22 protein-coding genes and 1 CRISPR repeat array are annotated in these 23,558 nt (G+C 34.6%); of the genes, 2 read left to right on the top strand and 20 right to left on the bottom strand.

Going from position 1 to position 23,558, the window contains the following annotated elements; genetic code table 11:
* Positions 1-125: 125 nt before the first annotated feature.
* The 10 genes from ACWODM_RS12870 to ACWODM_RS12825 form a co-directional block, all read right to left on the bottom strand.
* Positions 126-395 carry a hypothetical protein gene (locus ACWODM_RS12870; RefSeq protein ID WP_455321769.1) on the bottom strand — a complete coding sequence of 90 codons (270 nt, stop codon included), beginning with the start codon at positions 393-395 and terminating at the stop codon, positions 126-128.
* 42 nt (positions 396-437) lie between these two features.
* On the bottom strand, positions 438-815 hold the full coding sequence (locus tag ACWODM_RS12865) for a 3'-5' exonuclease (RefSeq protein ID WP_455321773.1): 378 nt from the start codon (positions 813-815) through the stop codon (positions 438-440).
* A 54-nt stretch (positions 816-869) separates the two neighbouring features.
* Positions 870-3,355: a CRISPR direct-repeat array (repeat unit 36 nt; unit sequence GTTTTACCGTTACTAATTTCTTGAGAGTACAAAAAC).
* Between the two features lie 40 nt (positions 3,356-3,395).
* Positions 3,396-4,442, bottom strand: coding sequence for a CRISPR-associated protein Csn2-St (csn2-St, locus tag ACWODM_RS12860; RefSeq protein ID WP_455321768.1), 1,047 nt, complete (start codon positions 4,440-4,442; stop codon positions 3,396-3,398).
* On the bottom strand, positions 4,442-4,750 hold the full coding sequence (gene cas2, locus ACWODM_RS12855) for a CRISPR-associated endonuclease Cas2 (protein ID WP_455321772.1): 309 nt from the start codon (positions 4,748-4,750) through the stop codon (positions 4,442-4,444). The genes csn2-St and cas2 overlap by 1 nt, the downstream gene beginning before the upstream one ends.
* 11 nt (positions 4,751-4,761) lie before the next feature.
* Positions 4,762-5,661: a type II CRISPR-associated endonuclease Cas1 gene (gene cas1, locus ACWODM_RS12850; protein WP_455321767.1), complete on the bottom strand. Its 900-nt coding sequence runs from the start codon at positions 5,659-5,661 to the stop codon at positions 4,762-4,764.
* Positions 5,662-5,794: 133 nt separating this feature from the next.
* On the bottom strand, positions 5,795-9,199 hold the full coding sequence (gene cas9, locus ACWODM_RS12845) for a type II CRISPR RNA-guided endonuclease Cas9 (protein ID WP_455321766.1): 3,405 nt from the start codon (positions 9,197-9,199) through the stop codon (positions 5,795-5,797).
* 776 nt (positions 9,200-9,975) lie between these two features.
* The gene (locus tag ACWODM_RS12840; protein ID WP_455321765.1) at positions 9,976-10,716 is read right to left on the bottom strand and encodes a hypothetical protein; all 741 of its coding nucleotides are present in this window, start codon (positions 10,714-10,716) and stop codon (positions 9,976-9,978) included.
* Positions 10,700-11,683, bottom strand: a complete 984-nt coding sequence (locus ACWODM_RS12835; protein ID WP_455321764.1) for a hypothetical protein — start codon at positions 11,681-11,683, stop codon at positions 10,700-10,702. Before ACWODM_RS12835 ends, ACWODM_RS12840 begins: the two co-directional genes overlap by 17 nt.
* Before the next feature lie 661 nt (positions 11,684-12,344).
* Positions 12,345-13,100: an IS21-like element helper ATPase IstB gene (gene istB, locus ACWODM_RS12830; protein WP_455321763.1), complete on the bottom strand. Its 756-nt coding sequence runs from the start codon at positions 13,098-13,100 to the stop codon at positions 12,345-12,347.
* Entirely contained in the window at positions 13,090-13,464 is a 375-nt protein-coding gene (locus ACWODM_RS12825; protein ID WP_455321762.1) for a hypothetical protein, read from the bottom strand. The genes istB and ACWODM_RS12825 overlap by 11 nt, the downstream gene beginning before the upstream one ends.
* 99 nt (positions 13,465-13,563) lie before the next feature.
* Here ACWODM_RS12825 and ACWODM_RS12820 point away from each other — a divergent pair, with 99 nt between their 5' ends.
* Both ACWODM_RS12820 and ACWODM_RS12815 read left to right on the top strand, forming a co-directional pair.
* Positions 13,564-14,412 carry an aldo/keto reductase gene (locus tag ACWODM_RS12820; RefSeq protein ID WP_455321771.1) on the top strand — a complete coding sequence of 283 codons (849 nt, stop codon included), beginning with the start codon at positions 13,564-13,566 and terminating at the stop codon, positions 14,410-14,412.
* A gap of 78 nt (positions 14,413-14,490) precedes the next feature.
* On the top strand, positions 14,491-15,129 hold the full coding sequence (locus tag ACWODM_RS12815) for an NAD(P)H-binding protein (protein ID WP_455321761.1): 639 nt from the start codon (positions 14,491-14,493) through the stop codon (positions 15,127-15,129).
* Positions 15,130-15,265: 136 nt separating this feature from the next.
* On the opposite strand, the gene ACWODM_RS12810 is transcribed toward ACWODM_RS12815, so the two are convergent.
* The 10 genes from ACWODM_RS12810 to ACWODM_RS12765 form a co-directional block, all read right to left on the bottom strand.
* Complete coding sequence (locus tag ACWODM_RS12810; RefSeq protein WP_455321760.1) at positions 15,266-15,691, bottom strand: MerR family transcriptional regulator; 426 nt, start codon at positions 15,689-15,691, stop codon at positions 15,266-15,268.
* Between the two features lie 358 nt (positions 15,692-16,049).
* Positions 16,050-16,445, bottom strand: coding sequence for a hypothetical protein (locus ACWODM_RS12805; protein WP_455321759.1), 396 nt, complete (start codon positions 16,443-16,445; stop codon positions 16,050-16,052).
* Between the two features lie 159 nt (positions 16,446-16,604).
* The gene (locus tag ACWODM_RS12800) at positions 16,605-17,456 is read right to left on the bottom strand and encodes an aldo/keto reductase (RefSeq protein WP_455321758.1); all 852 of its coding nucleotides are present in this window, start codon (positions 17,454-17,456) and stop codon (positions 16,605-16,607) included.
* 207 nt (positions 17,457-17,663) lie between these two features.
* The gene (locus tag ACWODM_RS12795) at positions 17,664-18,023 is read right to left on the bottom strand and encodes a nuclear transport factor 2 family protein (RefSeq protein ID WP_455321757.1); all 360 of its coding nucleotides are present in this window, start codon (positions 18,021-18,023) and stop codon (positions 17,664-17,666) included.
* 261 nt (positions 18,024-18,284) lie between these two features.
* The gene (locus tag ACWODM_RS12790; RefSeq protein WP_455321756.1) at positions 18,285-19,112 is read right to left on the bottom strand and encodes an oxidoreductase; all 828 of its coding nucleotides are present in this window, start codon (positions 19,110-19,112) and stop codon (positions 18,285-18,287) included.
* Positions 19,113-19,213: 101 nt separating this feature from the next.
* On the bottom strand, positions 19,214-19,657 hold the full coding sequence (locus ACWODM_RS12785) for a flavodoxin family protein (protein ID WP_455321770.1): 444 nt from the start codon (positions 19,655-19,657) through the stop codon (positions 19,214-19,216).
* Between the two features lie 157 nt (positions 19,658-19,814).
* Entirely contained in the window at positions 19,815-20,501 is a 687-nt protein-coding gene (locus ACWODM_RS12780; protein WP_455321755.1) for a flavodoxin, read from the bottom strand.
* Positions 20,502-20,612: 111 nt separating this feature from the next.
* Positions 20,613-21,965: an MFS transporter gene (locus ACWODM_RS12775; RefSeq protein ID WP_455321754.1), complete on the bottom strand. Its 1,353-nt coding sequence runs from the start codon at positions 21,963-21,965 to the stop codon at positions 20,613-20,615.
* Between the two features lie 329 nt (positions 21,966-22,294).
* A complete protein-coding gene (locus ACWODM_RS12770) occupies positions 22,295-22,939 on the bottom strand; it encodes an NAD(P)H-binding protein (protein ID WP_455321753.1) in 645 nt (214 codons plus the stop codon).
* Between the two features lie 29 nt (positions 22,940-22,968).
* A complete protein-coding gene (locus ACWODM_RS12765; RefSeq protein WP_455321752.1) occupies positions 22,969-23,550 on the bottom strand; it encodes a carboxymuconolactone decarboxylase family protein in 582 nt (193 codons plus the stop codon).
* Positions 23,551-23,558 lie beyond the last annotated feature (8 nt).

Genomic DNA, 23,558 nt, shown 5'->3' with positions numbered 1-23,558 from the left:
GCTTTATCCAAGAGTATACAGTCTGAAAACAGATTATTTTTAGAGAAAATACCTGACCTTATTTCAAAATAGGTTATTCGTTCGATAAAATAGATTAAATATTGAGCTATGAATTATTCAGGTTATTAACTACCCCAAACAATAAATTCATTTGCTAAAGCTGAATTTTTGATTTTCATATTAGTCGCACTTAGTACCTCACCAATTTTTTCTGGCAATGCAATTTTATTTGTTAGAGATGGCTGACAAGCTATAACTCGTCCACGAATCGGAACATTCTTCTTTAAATCTTTTTCCAAAAGTTTTATATCTCCTTTTATGAAAACACCGTATCCACTTTCTTCATTAGCCAACGGATACTGCACTGCTGAATAGTTATTAGAAAAATACTTCATAAAATTCCCCCGTTCTTTTTTACAACTCAGAATTTAACTAAGCTATTTAACCATTTGTTTACTCCATACTAAATTTCTACGATGACTAGGCAGTCCATTAATTGACAAAAATATAGAATCTTTTGCTGCTATCAAATCATCCTGCTTTTCTCTGTATCTTAAATTACCTTGCATTATATAACAGGCTTTCGAAGCTCTAGTTAAAGCTACATAGTGCACCTTCAAATCTTCTTCATAATATTTGTATTCATTTTCCCATTCACTCGGCAGTATATACTTATAATTATCGAAAATAAATGTAATATCAAATTCTAATCCCTTAGCTTTGTGAATACTCATTATCTGAACTTCATCATCCTTAGCGGGTTTAAAATAATCTAATTTTTCTTTATCACAAAGGATAGTTTTTAGAAAAGAAATTTGATACTCTGGTAATTTTTTATCACCAATTAAATGGCAAATACGCCGATTTGAGTTTTACCGTTACTAATTTCTTGAGAGTACAAAAACCTGCTGCAGAGAAGAAACTCAATGATTACGGTTTTACCGTTACTAATTTCTTGAGAGTACAAAAACGTCTCGCTTTTGTCGGTATTTCGCCACTTCGTTTTACCGTTACTAATTTCTTGAGAGTACAAAAACCCAACAAAACTCTTAATGTCGAGTAGCTCGTGTTTTACCGTTACTAATTTCTTGAGAGTACAAAAACGAGAAGCAATAAATGATGAAGTAGTAGAAGGTTTTACCGTTACTAATTTCTTGAGAGTACAAAAACCATTTATCTATTTCTTCAGTAACATTCACTGGTTTTACCGTTACTAATTTCTTGAGAGTACAAAAACGAGAAGCAATAAATGATGAAGTAGTAGAAGGTTTTACCGTTACTAATTTCTTGAGAGTACAAAAACACCCAATCATTCATCGTACCTGGCGATACAGTTTTACCGTTACTAATTTCTTGAGAGTACAAAAACATATAAAGGAAAGAAAAAGCTTCACACAAAGTTTTACCGTTACTAATTTCTTGAGAGTACAAAAACGTTCGCGTTCCTTTTATATCGCTGTTCACAGTTTTACCGTTACTAATTTCTTGAGAGTACAAAAACTTGGTTGGGACGGTTCAGACGTGAATGACTTGTTTTACCGTTACTAATTTCTTGAGAGTACAAAAACATAAAGATAAAGAAATAGATAAAGAAATAGGTTTTACCGTTACTAATTTCTTGAGAGTACAAAAACCAGGCAGACCAGCGGCGGGAAAGACGGCTTGTTTTACCGTTACTAATTTCTTGAGAGTACAAAAACAGCATTGGATTGGGACCAATGGAGCCAACGAGTTTTACCGTTACTAATTTCTTGAGAGTACAAAAACACTTCAGTTTCCTCCTTTAAAGGTAGTCCAGTTTTACCGTTACTAATTTCTTGAGAGTACAAAAACTAGTAGAGTAAGCAAAGCGCAAGAACATGAGTTTTACCGTTACTAATTTCTTGAGAGTACAAAAACCTCGGCAAACTTTTTCTTCTGATCAGCAATGGTTTTACCGTTACTAATTTCTTGAGAGTACAAAAACAGGTGACTATGCAGATGAACGTGTGTGAACGTTTTACCGTTACTAATTTCTTGAGAGTACAAAAACGCTAAAAAGATTGCTGAGGGGTTGAATCTAGTTTTACCGTTACTAATTTCTTGAGAGTACAAAAACCATGGCTAATGATTTTGAAGTCATCGGCAAGTTTTACCGTTACTAATTTCTTGAGAGTACAAAAACGATTACTGATTTTACAGTAACTTATCCTGAAGTTTTACCGTTACTAATTTCTTGAGAGTACAAAAACGTATGATGGATTCCCCCACTGAGTTTAAAAGTTTTACCGTTACTAATTTCTTGAGAGTACAAAAACATATTCGTTTAGATATTCGTCAAACTTATTGTTTTACCGTTACTAATTTCTTGAGAGTACAAAAACGTATCTGCCATTGATTTATCGTAATTAAACGTTTTACCGTTACTAATTTCTTGAGAGTACAAAAACGGTATATCCGCAATCACAAGTTGTGCTCTCGTTTTACCGTTACTAATTTCTTGAGAGTACAAAAACTAGAGACGTTTACGCAAACAGCCACCGGCAGTTTTACCGTTACTAATTTCTTGAGAGTACAAAAACGGGAGATAAAATTCAAGGTTTGGGATATAAGTTTTACCGTTACTAATTTCTTGAGAGTACAAAAACCAAAATATTTCTTTGATATCCACTAATTCCGTTTTACCGTTACTAATTTCTTGAGAGTACAAAAACTCGCCCTCGCTGACAAACTGCCCTTGTATAGTTTTACCGTTACTAATTTCTTGAGAGTACAAAAACCAAATGTTCGTTTACACCTCCTAGCTAAATGTTTTACCGTTACTAATTTCTTGAGAGTACAAAAACGAAAGGAAGATCATCATCATCGATATCTTCGTTTTACCGTTACTAATTTCTTGAGAGTACAAAAACACCTTTTAAGCGGAAAGTGAATGAGCAGTCGTTTTACCGTTACTAATTTCTTGAGAGTACAAAAACGTTTGCCAATACTTACCATCGTAGTAATAAGTTTTACCGTTACTAATTTCTTGAGAGTACAAAAACAGTGCAGATAAAAACAATAGTCAGAAAATCGTTTTACCGTTACTAATTTCTTGAGAGTACAAAAACTTGATTTTAATCTCATAGTCATAAGTTTATGTTTTACCGTTACTAATTTCTTGAGAGTACAAAAACTCTGGTGTTTTGTCATCCTTTAATTTTCGAATGTTTTACCGTTACTAATTTCTTGAGAGTACAAAAACAAGGAGATGAATTGGAACTTGAAGGACAATGTTTTACCGTTACTAATTTCTTGAGAGTACAAAAACGCTGGTGGGGGTCTGTTAAAAACAGACGTGGTTTTACCGTTACTAATTTCTTGAGAGTACAAAAACCTCAAATAGACGTCTCTAATCTAAAGTTTTCGTGTTTTCGTCAACTCAACAAAAATTTTTGTTCTAAAACCGATAAAGACTGCTCTTCTTCCGTACAATATAAGGTCGATGAACAACCCAAAAGTTGAATGACTACTTTTAATAATACCATATCTTTTGCTTTTAGATAGACCCCAGATGTATTCCATTTCCAACCAACATATGGAAATACTCGATAAAGTGCTTGAAGTATCTTATTATGATCCAATTTAGTTTCGTCTGGATAGTATCTCAAAATAGACTCGATTAATAAATCAAAATCAGGCAGTTGTTGATAATCATCATATACAACCACTGTATTCGATATGTCACTCACTGAATAGGTAAAATCAATATAATCTTCACTCATAATGAAGATATGTAACAATCCTGTTTTTTCTGCGATAGCTTTCAAATTCTTTATAAAAACAGGGAAAATATCTTTTGATATAAAAGAATTTGGATTATTAATCCATATCCATGTTTTTTTGTTCGTCCTTTCAATTTCGTTGTTAATTAATGTACAATAGTCATCTAACATCATTGAAATATCCATCATTTCAATCGGATATAAAACTGAATTTTCATAGAAACTCAATTCTAAAAAATATTTAATGACATTAGCATAGTTAATAGGTTTCATCACGGTAATAATTCTTTCCGTTGTTGCACTAAAATTATCCTGTAATTCTACCTCAAATTTCAAAATCTCATCATTAATTACATCAATTTGCTTAGTTAAAGCATAGTTGTTTTCTAGAGAATCAACATAGTTTTTCATCATACTGCCTCTTGAATAACGATATTGTTCTAAAAAACTTTCTCGACAGTCTAAAAAATACATAGGTAAATTTCTAGACTTCATTTGCTTCCCGTTGCAGCGAATGACTATTCCATCGTCTCCATAAACATTCTCTTCTAATTCAGATAAATTTTTACCTGTAGAAAATCGTTTAAGCCCTCGATATAATTTCCACTTCACTTCATGATTTGCACCTAAAATATAGGTTATTTCATCGCCACCAAACTTTAAAAATTTTCCGAATTCATATTCAATTTCTATTTCCATTAAATCACCACCAATCTTTGGCTTCCAATCACTTCTTCTTGATGTCCTTTTGTCCCCACTAAAAACTTCATATCTTCAAATTGTTTTTCGCTAACATATAACAGCCTAACCTCTCCAACTGGTGGTATCATTCTTTTTAAAATAGATTCATATTTTTTACCAGCTGATCGATTAGGAACCGTTCGATAATAAATAGAGTACTGTAGCATCACAAAGCCATTCGATAGAAGTTCCTTCCGAAATAACCGATAAGCTCTTCTGTCTTGTTGTGTTTCAGTTGGTAAATCAAACATACAAAATATCCTCATTTTTTGATACCTCATCTTTCTGCCTCCATAAAATCTCTTAATAATACTTCGTGAATTCCGCCATTTTTAGTAACCGATTTCAAAAAACTGCTTACAAATTTTTTCATCACTTGTTCTACTGTGCTTTTTTTCGTTCCATAGTACATAGGCTGATTCAAAAAATTAATAATTGTCAACCGAGCTTCATACGTCAAAAATTCATATTCCGGTAGAATCATTCGGTCAATCCAATAATCCATTAATGGACGAAAAGGTTCCATTAGATCATCTACTAAATTAAATGAATTAAATTCATTTTTATGAAAGATTCCCATCATGGTCATTAGACCTTGACCGACAATAATTCGAGCCATAGCAGCTCGGACAATAGCATAACCATAATTCATCGCACCATTCGTCAAACATTCATCATCTCTCGTGAAATCCAGTCCATACAATGAATTAAAATATACTTTTGCCACGTGTCCCTCTCTATTACTGGTATCTCCTGGCTGTAACTGATTATGCAACTCAATCATAGTCATCAACCGCTCGTCAGTGATTTTTTTATATACAGCAAACTCAATTTGATTCAAAATTTTTTGCCCCACTATTTCTTTCCAAAGTAGTTGCTTTTGCTCTTCTGTCCATTGAATTTGTTCTAAAACTCTCTTTGCTGTTCGATGATAGTTCCCATAGTTTAAAAGTAAGCCCGTTGGTAAATACTTATTATCGCAAATAACCAAAGCGATATTATGTTTAGTAAATTGGGCCAATATATTGGTTGTGACCGATGTATTTCCTTCAATAACCACCATACTAATATCAGATAACGGAATTAAATATTTACTACCACCTTTAAAAATTTCTAAATTGTCTAATTTGAGTTGTAGTCGTTCACTTTCTTTGATATGTATAATTCGCCATGTCATATCTTCCCCTCTTTTCTGAATAAAATAAAAACCCACTCAATAAATTGAGTGGGAAATTCGGCATAAAGCCTTATTTTTGTAGATTCTCAAAAAATTAGTAACGGTACAAGACGTCTCTTGTACCGTTATTGTATCAACCTTCGAAAACGGTGTCAAGGACATTCTTGGGCTCTGTACCTTCTTGACTAATATAATATGAATTCCCCAAAATATCAGTATTTACTTTTAGTAATCTATATCCTTTACGAGTAAATTTTTTTATAAATTGACCGTTTGGTGTCACTTTTCCGTATAATGACACAATTTCTTTCGAATCAAATTTTGTCTTATCAATTGGTTTTAATTCAACATAACCTTTTTTTGTTGGAATGGTTCTAGAACTATAAAGTAACTCCACAGACTCATCATTGACTATATCAATGACTTTAATTCTATCTCCTCTATAAAGAGTCATGATAAAATGAGAATCATTAGATACGCCTTCATTTACTTTAATCTCTTGATATCGTGTGCTCAGAATCCCATACTCTCTATTAACAAACTTAAGATCTGCATACTTCAATCCCATAATTTCGTATTCTTGTGTGTTGTCATTGAAGTACACATCTGTTCGCCACGGTTTTAATGACTGTAAGGCAACTTTTTTATTGTGACTGTTTTTAGGAGTAATATTGATATGACTTCCTAATTTACTATCATAATACTTCAATGTTCGGATTGCCGGACCATTATTTTTCTTTGCGTACTTAGTCACTGGTCCATGGTCTCTACGATACAGTTCAAAGGGACTGATAGCTACAGATTTTACTTTACCATTACTTTGAACCTCATCTACTGCAGCCGGATAGTCACTCATTATTTTTTCTAATTTTTCAAAAGTTTTCGGATCAATTCTTTGCATCAAGAATTTTGTTTTATCTTTCTCATAAATCTTTTTGAATGCTAAATAATCGGCTGTATCGTAAATATTTTTTATTTTTCCTAAAACATAATCCTGAGGTTGCTTGTCTTTGCCAACTTTCACAGAACGTGTCGAATAAATAGTTGCGTCACTCACTTTTCGGTTCATTTTTTTATCTACTTGATGACGAAACTTAATTTGATCGTCCATATTTACTAAATAGCTTAAAAAATGAGCATAAGGTAATTGATACATTTCGTTTTGATAGGTTTCATCATCCAGAACTTCTCCAGTCTTTACATCAATCACGTTTTCATTCACTTTTAGTGGAATAATTTCTTCGTTCCGTTCCCAAATTTTTAGCATCGGAGATACTGCAATAACGGTCGCATCTACGGCGTGATGATGGTGAGTCTCTCTTGATTTGTTAATCCGCCAAGTTCCTCTTAACTTACTTGTTAGTTTGCCACGAATAACTGTTACTTTCGTTTCTAGCTCTTTACTTCTCACAAACTGCTGCAACTCATTTAACACAATTCTTGAAGCATATCGGGTATCTACCAAATTTCGAGCAATGAATCTTTTCCGTACTTCTAAGTCATTAAGATTTTCGGTAAATTCTAAATTACGTTTTTTTGTCGCTGACATTCGTGAATTACTTCTGATCATTGCCTGCATTTCTGAAAATTTTTGTCCCTTGCCAAGTTGCATAAATCCATAGGGAGTTCTTTGGCCTTTTTCTTGATTCATCTCGCTGTAACAAAGAACTTTATTATTTTGACTATCATCATACGAAATGGACAAAGGGATAATGTGATCTACTTCAAATAGCTGATCTTTAAAAAATAAATCATCTGCTTTGATTGTTTTTCCAGAATATGGACATTTTCCTTGCTGTTGATACCACAAACGGATTTTCATTCTTAATTTTTTTCGTTTATATAATTGACTTTCTAACTGAGAATCACTCACTCCTGCGAGTTCTTGAAATTCCATTAACGCTGACTCTTTTTCAGCTTCATTTTCTTTCTGGAACTTTTGAGTCTGACGTCTCTGTTCATCCTCATCGCCATCTCTTGGCATTTCAATGACTATATAAGCAATATCCTTATATTTTTTAACTAATCCATTAAAAATTTCCATGGATTGTTTAACAGATTTCCTAACAATCGGATTGTAGATGTTCTCAGATAGATTCTTAATGTCTATGCCATTTCTTTCACTATAGTCTTTTTTATGTTCATGAATCAGACCTAAATTCGTTAAAATCGTCATCTGTTCATCAGAGGTTTGCAATAATTCCGGTATCAATAACTTCATAGTTTTCAAAGAAAACCTATGCCATTTATTATTACTATCCAAATTAAAGGCTTGTTTAGATTCAATGATTAAATCTATCAATGTATCATCTAAAAAGCTGTATGCTTGTTTTTTATTTTGCAACGCTCTTCTAATTTCACCATTTTCAGTATTCAAAGTTAGGATTCTTCCTAGCTCATCTAAAAATTCAATCGGCCATTCACTAATATCTACATCTTCAATCAAAAATTTATTTCTGACTTTGCGATAAATTGCCATAGAATGAATTTCTGGTTTATCCTTACGGTCAATTCGATAGCCAGAAATATCTTTTTCTTCAGACTGAGTTACTTTCTGAATCACTTTCATCATGTTAACACTTCGGCCAGTTGAAGTTTTTACTGTCTGAATGATTTCTTCTTTTTGAGCTGTCGATAATTTCCCATTTTCCAAAGTTTGGATTTTCAAATTATTTAAATCATTCAACAAGTTATACAGTTGTGCAGTATAAGAATTTCCGGCTGCACGATATTCGTCAGGAAAAATTTTATCTTTGCCAATCAAGATTTCAAACAGATTCTCTAGAGTTGTTCCATCTTCTCGATAGATTCCATAATCAGTCCGAGATTTTTCCGATCCCGGTCCAGTGTAATAGGCGCGTTTCCTAGAAATCACTTCTAAAACATTCTCCATAAATTCTTCCGAAATTTCATTATGGAATTCTTGTTGCTTTTGTAAAATTTTCTTGGTTTCATCAATATATGCGGAATTCGGAAATACATTTATTAATGTCTCATTATTCTCGTTTGATAAGTCTTTGACTTGTCCTCTGATTTTCCCGTATTTTTCCAAGCGTTCTAATTGGATTTCAGCAGGCGTCATTTTTTCTAACAACTTTTGATTGATATCCACACTTTGCTTGTAATCAGATTGACTCCTCGCATCTTCAGAGTCTTCCAAAGAATAGCTTATCCCTCGCCGCTTCACCAAGTGTAAGAGCGCAGTTACTATTTCTTCTTTAGTTAATTCTTCTGCCAGTCCTTTGACTCGTAATTCGTAAGGACTTAACGATAAACTGATTTCTTCTTTTATGAATCCTCGTTCACTTAGGTAATTCTTCAGATCTGATACTCGCTGTTTCCTTCTTCTAAGTAAGCGCCTTGATTGGCGAAAGCCACGCCGTTCTTCATTTCTAGATGCCGTTCCGCTAGGAAAAAGACTAACACCTGTCTCAAGGATTTTCCCAGAGTTCGTACTGACAACAGACCATCCGACTGATGCTATACCTATGTCAAAGCCAATATTTACTTTTTCATTAATTATACTTTTTTTCCCCATATGCAACCTCCCCATTCAAAAATTTATCTTCCCTCGCTAGAACATTAATCAATATTAGCTTAGCTTTTTAAGTAAATTTAATAGTACTTGATTCTGCGCTTCTAAAGTTTCGACTTTATTTTGAAGTGCCATCAACTCATTATTAATTTTTACCATCTCAAACCTAATTAGATATTGATTAATTTTATATCTGCTAATACCCAATAAATTAGATATTTCAGACGTCGAAAATTCAGCATTCGTCAATAATTGAATTTCCATTTCTTCAATAGTATTTTTGATAGCTTACCCTCCTCACTACATATTATTGTTTTATTTTTTGAGAAGTACAAAATCAAAATGTGAATCTATACCTCAAATATCATCAAGATATAGATTTTTATTTTAAATCTTTTTTTCAAAAAGAGTATAAAACTAGCGAGGGAAGACACCCTAATTGTATCATATTTCTTAAAACAAAACACCGTCTATAGAAAGCGCTTCATCAGTTGATATAAACATATTTATCAACTCTCAATTAGACTCATTTTATTGAAACAAGCTCAGATGTATCAAGGAGACAATTGAATTTTGGAGATTTCAATTTTTAGTTTTTAATAAAAAAACTGACACTCTACTTACTGTGATATCTTGGAAATAGAATAACCACTACTGAAAGTAAAGAACCAACTTAAAAATGGAGATTTACGTAAAAATTCAAATTTAAATTCAGCCTGATTATTTTAATCACAAGCTGTTGGAAGCTACAAACTTCTCCCGCCATAAAAAAATATTACTTACCCCAATAATTGGTCCAGTAATTCTAGAATTTCTTGTCGGTCAAAGTCAATAGCATCATTTTGAGGAATCAATTCACTATTTAACTGCAACAAACTGATAAATTTCTGCATATCATTTTGAATTGAATCTGGCATCTCTAATTTATTAGTATTCTCTAGTGAGCCTAATAGACGAGCAATATCATTTAAATGCTTTTTTATGTTCTTACTGTCAACTCTAGCGCCTGATTCTTTTCTTTCCGTTAAATCTATCCAAGCTTTTGCTTTAAACACAATCATTGCTTTACTATTTAGAACAGGATATCCTTCAATTATTTCTCTTCTTGACGTTAAAAAATCATAATAGTCTGTATCTAGAAGAAGAGCTGATAAACTCATTTCATCTTCAAATGACAACGGAACTGTGCGACTGTGATTAGATAAAGCATATAGTGGCTCTTTACTAAATAATTCAATCATCTTGGGAAATGCTTCATTCTCAGTAGTGAATCGAAACAATTGATTATTTTCGCTGACTTCTGGTGTATAGTTTCCCTCTTCAAGAAATGTCGTAATCACTTCATAGAATTCTTTATCCTTTTTATCATCAATAATGACCATGTCATAATCTTTGGTCGATCTGCTATCTAATCCTTTTGACTCTAGTATGATTGAGGTTGCTGTCCCACCTATGATTATATAGTACTCTTCAAATCCTTTGAACGCTTCAAGAAATTTCTCATTATAGTTTGCTGGCATCTGCTTCATATCCTTCCAAAAATTCATTTACTACTTCTGATAGCTCTAATTCTATTCGTGGATCAGTTGAATCTTTTAATGTTAAATATAAAGAGATTGGATCAACTATGTTATTTTGATTTTTAATTGGTTCATAACGCCAAATTTGTAGCTCAGTAAACCCTTCTAGGGAAGTTTCATAATAACTTATAGGTTCATTTTTCACTATCCAGTTAAATTTTTTATTGGAAATTGCAAAAATCTCTCTGTCTTCCGCCAACATGGATAATTTGGCTAATGCTAAAGTTCCAGCAATTGTATAAATAGGAGCTTTGAATCGATCTAGTTTTTCCCTTCCTGATGAGTCAAGGTATACTGTCTTTTTAATTGGATTAAACAAAAACTTTTGGCTTTCGCTAAAAATTTCTTTTCTACTTTTTCTAAATATGTACTCCCCATATTCAGATAATAACCACCCTTGATTACTGAACCTTTTCAAGACCCTATATATACTTGGTTTTGACAATTTTGTTTTGTCCATAATTTCTTCAAGAACAATTTCTTTCCTACTTTGATTCATCAAATAGATAAAAACTAGTTGTTCACTAGGTGAAAATTTTTTAGTCTCAAAAAACTCTAAATTCTTATTTAATACAATTCCTAATTGGGGTAAAAATAAACTTCCTTTATAATCAATAAAAGGAATTCTTGCTTTTAATAATAAGCTTCTATTTTGATTGGAAATAGCTGAAAAAACCAGAATATAACTGCTGCCAATCATATCCCCAATATATTCTGCCTGTTTGACAAAATTTTCCAAAGAGTTTTGTCTAACCTCTTTTACTAAAACGTATTCTTTCTCGTTTACTTCTAATCCTAAAAGTTCATATCGATTTTTATACGCCATGGGCAAATTCAGGGTGATATCAAATTCATTGGTAGAAATACCTAAATCGGAAAACACCTTTTTCAAAATATTTAGTTTCATCTACAAAACCTACTTCCTAAATTATCAATATATATTGATAATATCAAAACCATTGATAATTTACAATTTTTATGATAAATCACTTCAAATACTGTAGCTTGAGTCAAAATAAATATTTGGAGGAACTATAAATGAGTCGGAAAAAATACTGTTTAGTTTACTAACAGCTATAATCGCTTTTTTGATCCAATTACAAGTTTGGCTGCCGCTGTTAATTATAATAAGATTGCCGATTATGTTTCCACACGGCACATCTGGCTATGTAAATGCTGGTGACTTAAAAACAGTGATTGTCAAACCCAATCAAACAATGTCTCTTATCCCACCATTCAATCTATGACTATAAAAAATACAATACCTACCACGTGCGCCTCAGCTACCCTAAATTAATGTATACTGGAGCAACTCTAGTCAGACAATCTGGTACTTCATTAGAAGTAGATCTCGGAATCCCTGACACCTAACACAATACAAATATCACACTGATTACTGCCACTACTTTGTACCATTGTTGCCAAGTTTTGTACCAGAGTTTGCCATCGTTTGTACCACCCATTGCCACCAAATGTACCACATACGTAAACACCCCTTAGCCAGCTAAGCCTACGCTGGATAAGGGGTGTTTTTAGGCAATCCCTTGGATTGCTAGAAGGGATTTCTATTAAAGGGTGTGGGAAAGACCAATCCGTTCTCGCATGGATACTTCGCCGTCAATCGTAATCGTATAAGAATTATGTACGATACGATCAATCACCGCTTCCGCAGTAGGGCCACTTCCTAATTTCGAATGCCAGCCGCTGGTGTTGAACTGGGTACAGAAAATAGTAGAGGTCCGCCGTTCCCGCTTCTCAATGATTTCCATTGTGAGATAAAGTTCCTCTTCTGTAAGGTCGTGCAACAGCCACTCATCAATAATCAGTAACTCTTTTCTGGTATACTTCCGGATCAGCTTTTTGTAGCTGTCATCTGGTTGGTTCTTGGCAATCTTGAATTCATCCAACAGGTCTGGGAGCCGCACATATTGCACATCGTAAAATTGTCGGCAGGCGGCGATGCCGAAAGCACAGGCGAGGTATGTTTTTCCAGCTCCTGTTGCTCCCATCAAAATGATATTGTTCTTGTTTTCCAAGTAAACACCATGGGCGAGGCGCAAAATCTCTTCTTTTGGAAGCCGACGGTCTTCAAAGTACTGAACCTCTTCAATAGAAGCGGATGGCACTTCAAAATTTGCCTGTTTGATCAAACGTTGGAGCTTGTTGCTTTTCCGCCGGGCATATTCCCGATCCACCATCAACGTGAAGCGTTCATCAAAAGCCAGCTGCTCGTACTGTTTGCTCCTTGATTGGTCTTTATAGGCATCGGCCATGCCGCCCATTTTCATTTCGATTAACTTGTGGATTGTACTTTCATTCATCATTTGCTCGTCCTCCATAGTAAGCGGCACCGCGGGTGAAACCATAGGTGTGGTGATTATCCTCGGCTCGTTGCTGCTGTTCTTCTTCTGCTCGTTTTTGGTTGGTTTTTAATGCAGTTTTGATAAGGGAGACCGTCGGCCTTTTTGTGACATCCAAGACGGTCTGGCAGGCTTTTTCAAGTTCATATTTCGTGTGCTTGCGTAAGACTTTCTTGAGCGCGAATATGGCATTGACACCTTGTTTTTCTGCAGCTGCGTTCGCTAGAATGGCTTCCACCACGTTTAATGTAGCGAGGCCGACCTCTCTTGCCCAAGCCAAAGCATTCTCAGGGGTTTGGTTGACGTAGAGGCGGTGCTCATCGGGCATGTGATCCCGGTTAGTGGACTGCTGCCTTGACTTAGAGTAACTCTAAAGTGTTATAGTCTATTTATGAACAAAATAATATAATAAATGGAGGAATTAATGATGCATACAGTTAAACTAAATAACGGTATCGAAATGCCTATCGAAGGGTATGGTGTTTTTCAAGTATCACCCGAAGAGACTGAGCGTTGTGTGACAGAAGCTCTTGAAGTAGGATATAGGAGTATTGATACAGCTGCTGCTTATGGAAATGAAGAAGCAGTTGGTAAAGCCATCAAACTTAGCGGTATCCCTAGGGAAGAATTATTTGTTACAACTAAATTATGGGTATCAGATCAAGGATACGAAAACACTAAATTAGCTTTTGAAACCTCTTTAAAAAAATTGGGCTTAGATTATCTTGACTTATACTTGATCCATCAACCTTTTGGCGACTATTATGGTTCTTGGCGTGCAATGGAAGACCTATATAAAGAAGGGAAAATTAAAGCAATCGGAGTTTCGAACTTTGAAGCAGATCGATTAGTTGACTTGATTTTAAATAACGACGTGGTTCCTGCTGTGAACCAAATTGAAGTTCATCCATTCTTGCAACAAAATGAAGCAAAAGCTGTGATGGAAGAATACGGGGTTCACATTGAAGCCTGGGGACCTCTATCAGAAGGTGCAAACAACATTTTTGAAAATGAGCTCTTAAAAGAAATTGCTGAAAAACATCAAAAATCAGTCGCTCAAGTGATCTTAAGATGGCATCTTGATCGTGGTGTTATCATCATTCCTAAATCAGTTCGTAAAGAACGCATGCAAGAAAATCTAGCTGTTTTTGATTTTTCATTGGGTCAAGAAGACATCGAAAAAATTGCTACATTAGATTTAGGAAAAAGTACCATCATAGATCATCATAATGTTGAGGTTGTTAAACAATTAAACTCTTTAAACACTCCTCATTAAGGTAACTAAGCTTTTTTCAAACATTTTGTCAGAACAGTTTTTATAAATGTAAATTTTGATTAGTAGGAGGAATTATTTATGAAAGTTATGATTTTAGGCGCTGCTGGGCAAATTGGTAAAATGGTAACCGATGATCTATTAACTCAAACTGATTTTGATTTAGTATTGTATGGCCGAAATGTTTCTTCTCGGTTGTCAGCTAAAGCAAGTGATCGTGTTTCATTAGTTGATGGCGATTTTAAAGAATTGGATAAAATCAAAAAGCATCTTGTTGATGTAGATACCGTTTATTTAAGCTTTGTTGCGGAAGACGATTTTATCAAATCGTTAGTTGAGCTATTAGAAGAAAGTGATGTTACTCGGTTTATTGCAGCAAGTGTTCCTGACTTGTATCAAGAAGTTACTGGTAAATTTCAAAAGTGGTATCGAGCCAATACGGGTATTATGTGGACGGCTCCACCTCGTAAGGCGGCTGACATTATTGAAGCCAGCAAGCTCGATTATGTCATCCTTCGAATAACTTGGCTTTACAATGAAGAAGGGAATACAGATCTTCATATAACAGAAAAAGGTGAGCCTTTTGTGGAAGCACAAGTTACTCGTCAAGCTGTTTCTCAATTTATAACTGATTTATTGACAGGAAAAGCTGATTACCACCAAGCAAGTCTAGGTTTGGGCGAACCTGATACAGAATTTGAAAAACCAAGTTTCTTCTAATCTTGAGTTTTTATTATCCTTTGCCAAGACAATGAAACAAGACCTCAGAAATGTGTTTTTAATAAACACCTTTTAGAGGTCTTTTTTGCTATTTCAAAGTTGATTCCTTTATATGCTACAATTTAGATCTATTGATTCATAATCTCGTTAGTTCTTTTCTGATTTTATTCATTTCTGCTGGATTTCCTCGGTCAATTGTCTCTTTTCCATCTAATAAATTCTCGTAAAAGTGTACTTTTCCTGCAAGAAACTGAGAACTTTGCTGTAGTTCTGCTAACTGCGCATTTACTTTTTCTTGTTGGTCTTTTATTATCTCCAATCTTTCAGGAATTGCTGCTTCACCGACAAGACACAAATCAACATATTGTTTGATTGCTTCTACTGACATCCCACTATTTCTCAATGCCTTAACACCTTGTAGCCACCCTATTGTATCTTCATCAAATAAACGTACATTGTTTTCCCCTCTTTTTAAGCCGGGGATCAACTCTTTATCTGTATAAAAACGAACGGTATGAGGATTCATTTCTAATTGATCAGCAACTTGTTTTACCGTATACATAAAAAAACTCCTTTTTCTATTGGATTAGATAAACTCTAACGCGTTACATTCATTCTAGCAATAAAGATGAAATAATCAATGAAGTTTTCGCATACAGTTAGAAGAACATGAAAAAATAACGATTGATAGACCAATCAAGTCGTATTTATTCATGCCTCAGACTTGAATGTCTTGATTGTTATTCATTTCAACTTCTTTATTTTATAATCGTTTTTCATTACTTTCTATCATTTTGCACCGCATTCTGATAAACGCGTAACATGTTATCTAGCGGTTTCTCTCTTAACAAAACAGTTTTAAGGTATATTCTAATTAGATTTTTGGAATAGGGCATTTATTACGTTAAAGTAAACTCATCCTATTTATAAAACGTACAGCTCATAAAAATTATAGCCTCTTCATTCATCCTTAGACTTTTCATTTTGCACAACTCTCCTTTTATTTTACCAAAAACATAGCGTGGTATCCCTAAAGTCTGCTCGCTTTCTTCTAAATTAATTCCAATTAACTTTAGTGTAGGAAAATAAGCTATTTCTCCAACTGCCGAATACTCCCTCACTTGTCCTGAAATATCCAGTTGACATTGCTCGGAGAAGTAGCCAGTTCCATCATTTGTTTTATGAAATAAAATCGGAAAGCATCGGTCTGATAAATGTTTTTCTGAAAAATAAAGGTCTCTGGAAAGCATTACTTCACAGGTAACATCCCCCATACTGAAAAATATTTTTTTATTTTTTATCTTCAATTTCTTCATTAACATCCTTTCTTCAATCAGTATAAAAATGATTTCTAAGCCTTAAATTCAATTAAAATCATACACCATATAGTCCAGTTTATAGCAAGAAAAACATACAAAAAAGCTTAAGATTTATAGAATCCTAAGCTTTTTTGAGCAAGTCATAAGTTACTATTTTTAAACATCTATTCTTCGGCTGGCCATCCATTTGATCATTTGGGGATCAGAGTGAGAGAAAAACTGACTTTCTCCTTCATTTAAGGCTGCAATTTTTTCTTTATCACCATCACTTAAAGAGAAATCAAACACATCTATATTTTGTGCCATGCGACTTGGATTCACCGATTTTGTGAGAACAATAATATCTTGCTCTACTAACCAACGGACAATTACTTGTGCAACTGATTTATTGTATTTTTTTCCAATTTGAGTCAAGATCTCATTTTTGAAAATATCATTTTTACCTTTCGCAAACGGTGCCCAAGCTTCGACACTGATTCCTTCTTCTTTCAATGCTGCAATATTGGCTGTTTGCTGTTGGAAAGGATTAATCTCGATTTGATTCACTTGTGGAACAACTTTATTAAATTCTGCTAAATCTACCGCACGATCTACCGCAAAATTAGAAATACCGATAGCACGAATCTTTCCAGATTCCTGCAGTTCTTCCATTGCTCGCCAAGCGCCATATACATCGTTGAAAGGTTGATGCAAGAGCAATAGATCGATATATTCTAGTCCCAAACGATTTAATGAGCGTTGAAAAGATTCTTTCACGCCCTCATAAGAGACATTTTCTACCCATATCTTAGTTGTTACAAAGACTTCTTCTCTAGGAATACCTGATTTAACGATGCCTTTTCCCACAGCTTCCTCATTCATATAGGATTGGGCAGTATCAATATGACGATAACCTGCTTTTATCGCTTCAAATACTGCATCTTCAGCTTCTTGTGGGTCTGTGATTTGGTAAGTTCCAAAGCCCAAAATAGGGACTTCAACGTCATTATTCAACTTGATTGTTTGCATATTAACGACTTCTTTTTCATTTTATTTTTTGTTTAAAGTGTTTCATTTTCTATGATTCTTCTATTTGCTGACTAAAGTATACACCTTAGAGTGAACTTTATAGCAAGCGATATACTTGAAATTTTAGTGAAAGTTTTTTGATTGAATTTATTAAAGCGAGCTCCAGTGCAAGCATTTATCTTTTTCTATTGCTTATTATTGCTGCTATCAATAATTGATTTTTGTATACGAAAAAGAAGCCAACTTCAGTTTCTCATTTATTTTTGTATAGACCTCAGTAACTACAAAGGGATTGATTACTTCATGACCATCTACAATAGCTGTCAATTTTACTTGATTTAATAAGACAACCAGCGTATCGAATTCGTGAATGCTTTTTTCTTTGAAACTTACATCTTTGTAGATAATTTTCCCTGCTTTTAGCACATCTATTTCTTCGTCTCTTGTTAGAGTGACACCCATATGCACAAAGACTGCATTTGAGTGAACTAAATCCATTAATTTATCGGCATCAGCTTCTTTTAAAGCTTGCCATATTTTGTCAGAAATTTCTATGACCTTTTCCATCCTATTCATCCCCTATTCTTAATTGTTTTCACTTAGTAATAAAATCGGTAAAACATGATAGATATACTTAAATAGTTGAAGCTATCTTATCACAGACAATCAAAGGTTCTAAACTGTTTCGTTCGGCTTCATTTTCAAAATTAGAATCTCATCAGATTTCCAGCTCACCCTTATATAAAACAAAAAATTGTGTTATATAGAAGCATCATTTTTACCATACCACAAGGAAGATAAAAATTTGCTGGATTTTTAATGGTTTTCTTACTCGTAATCTGTTTGGGTACTAATTCTTTTCCACTCTTCTGTTTGTTTTAATCTTTCCTGAAAGACTTCTGTTGCAAATGAAACGGCATCACTGCCTAATAACAGCCTTCTTGGATAATCGTTTTTTTGGATCATCTCTACAATGATTTGACCTACTTTATCAGGATCACCGATTTGACCATGCGGATCGATAAGATTTTCTTTCCGATTTTTAGCAGCTGTTTCTTTGTAGTCATCAATAAAAATATCGCTACCTTTTAAAGAGTCTCCAGTAAAACGAGTGCGAATAGCTCCAGGTTCAACAGTCATCACTTTTATTCCAAGAGATTTTGTCTCCATTGCAAGAATCTCACTGATACTATCTAAAGCTGATTTAGCCGCTGCATAATATCCTGAGCCTACAATGCCTTTAATGGCAGAAATTGAGGTAATGTTAATAACGGCTCCGCTTCTTTTTTTTCGCATTTGTGGCAATACCAATTTTATAAGCTCAACAGGGCCAAAAAAATTGGTTTGAAACAACCTCGCTACTTCTTCAGTTTCCCCTTCCTCAACAGCTCCTCGGTAACTGTAGCCGGCATTATTGACTAAAATATCTATTCTGCCAAATTTTTGTGTTGCTTCTTCTACAGCACGTTGCATACTAGTTTGTTGATTCAAATCTAAATTCAGTGCAATAGCTGTCTTTGGATACGCTTTGACCAAACTGTCTAGTTTTGTGCTGTCTCTAGCGGTTACAATTGCCTGATCCCCGTTTTCTAGTACTGCTTTTGCAATACTCTGACCTATTCCTGAAGAACATCCTGTAATTAACCATGTTTGCATGATTTTTCCTTCTTTCCTGTCTTGTATCAGCTGGTTGTTATCCTTCAAATTTCGTTCATTATCACTTCGAAAAAATAAATACTTTTATTTAATTTGCAATTTCAATTCATTTTATGGTGCAATACCTCATTCAATTGCGAAACTTCATCTTCCATAGAGGCTATCCCAACAAAGTTCATTCCAAATCGTGAAGCTACATGATTCAAAGTATTGTATATAGTGGTGAGTGCCGCATTTTGATCTGTCGCCGATCCTTGAGCAATCACATACAAATCAGCATCTTTTAATTCTTCGCTTACACTTAAATGATCAATAAAGGTTTTTAAATAACCCGACATATCCGACCAATAGATTGGTGTACTAATTAACGGAATATCTGCAGTTTTTATTGGGTTCCAAATGTATTCATAATCTCCAGTTCCTTTACCGACTTGTGGAATTTCATATTCAGCCAAATTCACTTGTTTATACGGTAAATCTCCAAAAAGTTCTTTCGCCAAGAGTGTAGTCTTTCCATCTGCATTTTTACTGGCGTTAAGAAAAATTCGTTTATCATTTTTGCTTCCATGTGCAGCTTTTGAGAATTCCTTTTATTTCGTCCCCTTTCAATTCGTTTGTGTAACAGCCAGTTTACTGACTAAATCAAACCACTCATAAATCTTTTATCCCTGGAAGTTATTTATGATGAGATAAACTCAAATATCAATATCCTATATCTGTTAACCAATCTACTACTTCCTGTTGCGCATTAGGTACATCATTTCTTGAAATCGTTAAGCCATTGTCGATTTCAACAGTCGCATTTGGTTCCAGTTCAGCAATAGCTTCTCTTGTTCCGGTAAATTCGCTGCCGCCATGGGCATTGAATGGAATAATAGTTTTTCCTGAAAAGTCAGTATCCTCTAAGAAACTATAGACTACACTTGGAAGATCGTATACCCATATTGGATAACCAAATAAAATAGTGTCATAATCTTCTAAATTTTCGATTTGATCAGCAATTTCAGGTCGAAAATTATTTTCATTTTCAGCTTCTCCTTGAGCAACTAATTCATCATGGTCTCCCGGATATGCATCTACAGTATTTATTTGAAACACGTCAGAACCCGTTTGCTCTTCGATCCAGTAAGCCATTTGTTGAACATTTCCAAGCACTTCATCTTCATCGGTGACTACGCGACTAGAGCCAGCAACTGCATCTACTCCTCCTGTCTCTGGCATCGAGAAATAAACAATCAATGTACGCTCTGGATCCCGTTCTTCAGATATAAAATCTTGGCTATTTCCGGTACTAATCGAATTAGTTGTTTCCTGTTGCTCATCAGAAGTGCATGCAGTTAAAACAAATACAGTAGAAGCTAATAACACAGTTTTAATAATGGTCTTCATTTAGGTTCCCTTCTTTCTCTTACAGATTATTGTTTCATTTCAACATAGTTTCTACATCTTATATGGTAATAAATAAACAACTTTACATAAATGCATCAATGTTAGGTGCTGTTATCTCTTCTTATTTTTGCTTGTTGGATAAATAAAAATAATGGCAGCAATAAATGAAATCAAAATATAAATCGTCGCAATCATCATTTGATAATGATATTGCGCCACTATATTTCTTGAAGCACTTGTCAATGAAATGATTATAGACAAGCCAATTGATCCGCCGATTTGGTGAACCATATTGACAACGCCTGAAGCAGCACCTGCTTCATCTTCCGTTGTATCAGCAATGCCTGAAGAAGTCAGCGGGCTTAAAGAAAAACCTTGTCCCATGCCAGCTATTGCCATCGGCAGTGCAATCCCCAGCCAATAATTAGATTGATTGTTAAACAACATCAAACTCGCCAGTCCCACAAATGTAATAAACAAGCCAATCACCATTAATTTAGCATTTCCCCATTTCTTTGTCAGATAAGAGACCGGTAAAGAGAAAATAAAAATCGATAATGACAGTGGGAAAAAAGCAATTCCAGCAGTTAAAGGGGTATAGCCAAAATAATTTTGCATAAATTGAGGTGTTAAAAACCATAAGCTGAGCATGGCCCCCAGATAAGTAAATCGAGCAATATAGGCGCCTACTCGTTCCCGATTACTAAATAGCGATAATGGCAAAATGGGTGAAGTCACTCGTGCTTCGTACCAAATAAATACGCCAATAAATAAAACAGCTATAAAAAATATCAAAAGATTGTATTGTTCACCAACGATGCTATAAACTAAACTAATCATTCCAATAACCGATACAACCGAACCAAAAATATCAATTTTACCCGCTGAACGATCTCGCTCTTTAATAAACTTTGCAGATAAAATCAGCATCAATAAACAAACAGGGACATTGATAAAAAAGCCATCCCGCCAACTGAACATGCTGGCCAATACGCCACCAATGATCAATCCTACTGAAGCACCTATCCCTGCAGTCGCGCCATAAGCTGCGACTGCTTTAGTACGCGCTTCTCCTTGATAATTATCCAAGAGCAGAGCCAGCGTTGTTGGTGCCAAAATAGCTGAGCCTATTCCTTGAAAAGCACGTGCAAGAATGATAGTAGATGCATTTGTAGCTAGACCAACAAACAAGGAACCTAACCCAAAAACAATCAAACCAAGGTTGTACATCCGTTTTCTTCCAAAAATATCTCCTGAGCGGCCGCCCAATAACAACAACCCGCCAAAAGTGAGTGAATAGGCATTGGTCACCCAAGATAGTTGTGCTTGGTTTAAACCTAAATCTTGCGCAATTCTAACACTACCTGTAAATACGATTGAATTGTCCAATAAAATAATAAAATAACTTAGTAAAATGATAGGCAAAACCATATCCAATTTTCTTTTCTTACTTGCTATATCCATGTAAAATCCTCCAGTATTGTTGATAAAAACTAACCATACAGCATGAAGTGGACTTCAAGGCAAGTAAAAATTTCATTTCATTGTTGTGCTATTCAATCTGACAATTCAGCTTCTGCTGAGCTAATTAATATCCGTCCCTTCAGCTACAAAACTTTCTGCAATTGTACTATTTGGCTTTTCCACCAATTCCGCTTGAAGCACCTGTAATCACTACCATTTTTTCTTTCATAAATTCTTCTTTCTCTTCATAACTATAGCTTACATCTTATAAACGTCTCTAAAGCAAATATAATATAAAATCGAGCTAGTAATCTCAAAAATAGTTTTTATTAATAGACAGGACGATCTTCGCCTTGTGTATCTGCATCAGCTATTCCAACACTATCATTTTTAAGGAACTCTGGATTTTCAACCATGCGAACCACTACATCTGCTATACTTTGTCGCGAACCAGATACTCCGTTGTACTCTTCGCTTTTATGAGTAAGAACATATTTCACTTCGTCACGATCATTTAACCACGGCAAACGTAAAGTAGTATAATCTAAACCTGACTCTTCAAGAAGTTTGTCTGAACCAATTGCTGAAGGTAAGCCAGATGCAATCGCTTCTTTATTCCAGCGACCGTATTCCCCAGGTACTTCATCATAAATTCCAAGGACGTTGGTTGAAATTACGCGTTTAACGCCTTGTTCTTTCATTGCCTTAATCACATTTTTAGTAGCCGTATTATCTTTATCATGATCAACAAAGGCTATAAAAACAATATTTTGGCCTAACATCACAGTTTTCAGGTCCTTTAAGTTGTCAATATCTCCTTCAATAACTTTTACACGATCGCCAGCTAAGCTGCTCAAACGACTACTGTTGCGAAGATAGAGTGTCAACTCGGTATCTTCTTGTTCCTTTAAGAGTCTTTCTATAACAATTCGCGCAATTTGTCCATTTGCACCTATAATCAATACTTTTTTCATTCTTATCATCCTTTTCAAATTTTAAATTTCTAAAGTAATTGATTCACTAATTGAGTGAATTCTTCGACTTGATCATCTGTCAATCCTTGATCTTGACTAATTTGAGTATGTGTCTTTAATTGCCCCGGTACATTTTTTATTGCCGCTAATACGCTAATAGTGACAAGTTCTCGTTCCAATTTAGAAAGAGTTTCTCGAGCAAACAGGTCTGCAAATAAATGTTCTTTTAAAAAATCATCCAATGCTGGCGAAAATGTGGCGTACGCCGGTTCTGGACGTGGTCCAGTTAAAGAAGTTCGCATCTTTTCGCCGTATTCATTTTTATCGACTGAATCAGATAGACTACGTGAAGCAACTCCCTCTCTATCTATAATTCCTCGTTGACTACGTTCTTCCAATAGTTTCATCAAAGTGACGGTTCCATTGATACTTCTCGGAAAACCTGCGTACGCGTAGATATGCAGCATCGCTTCTTTTCCTTCATTCACCGTCAAACCATTATCTAAAGCTTTAGTAAATGCCAGTTTAAGCTGGTCTAAAGCGCCCAGTGTTGCATAAACTGCGACTGTGATTAGATCGATTTGTTTAGTACTTAATTTATCTGTCATCATTATCCCTC

The sequence above is a fragment of the Enterococcus olivae genome (assembly GCF_053760925.1).
The sequence above is the reverse complement of the archived record's forward strand: the minus strand, read 5'-3'. Positions and strand labels throughout refer to the sequence as shown.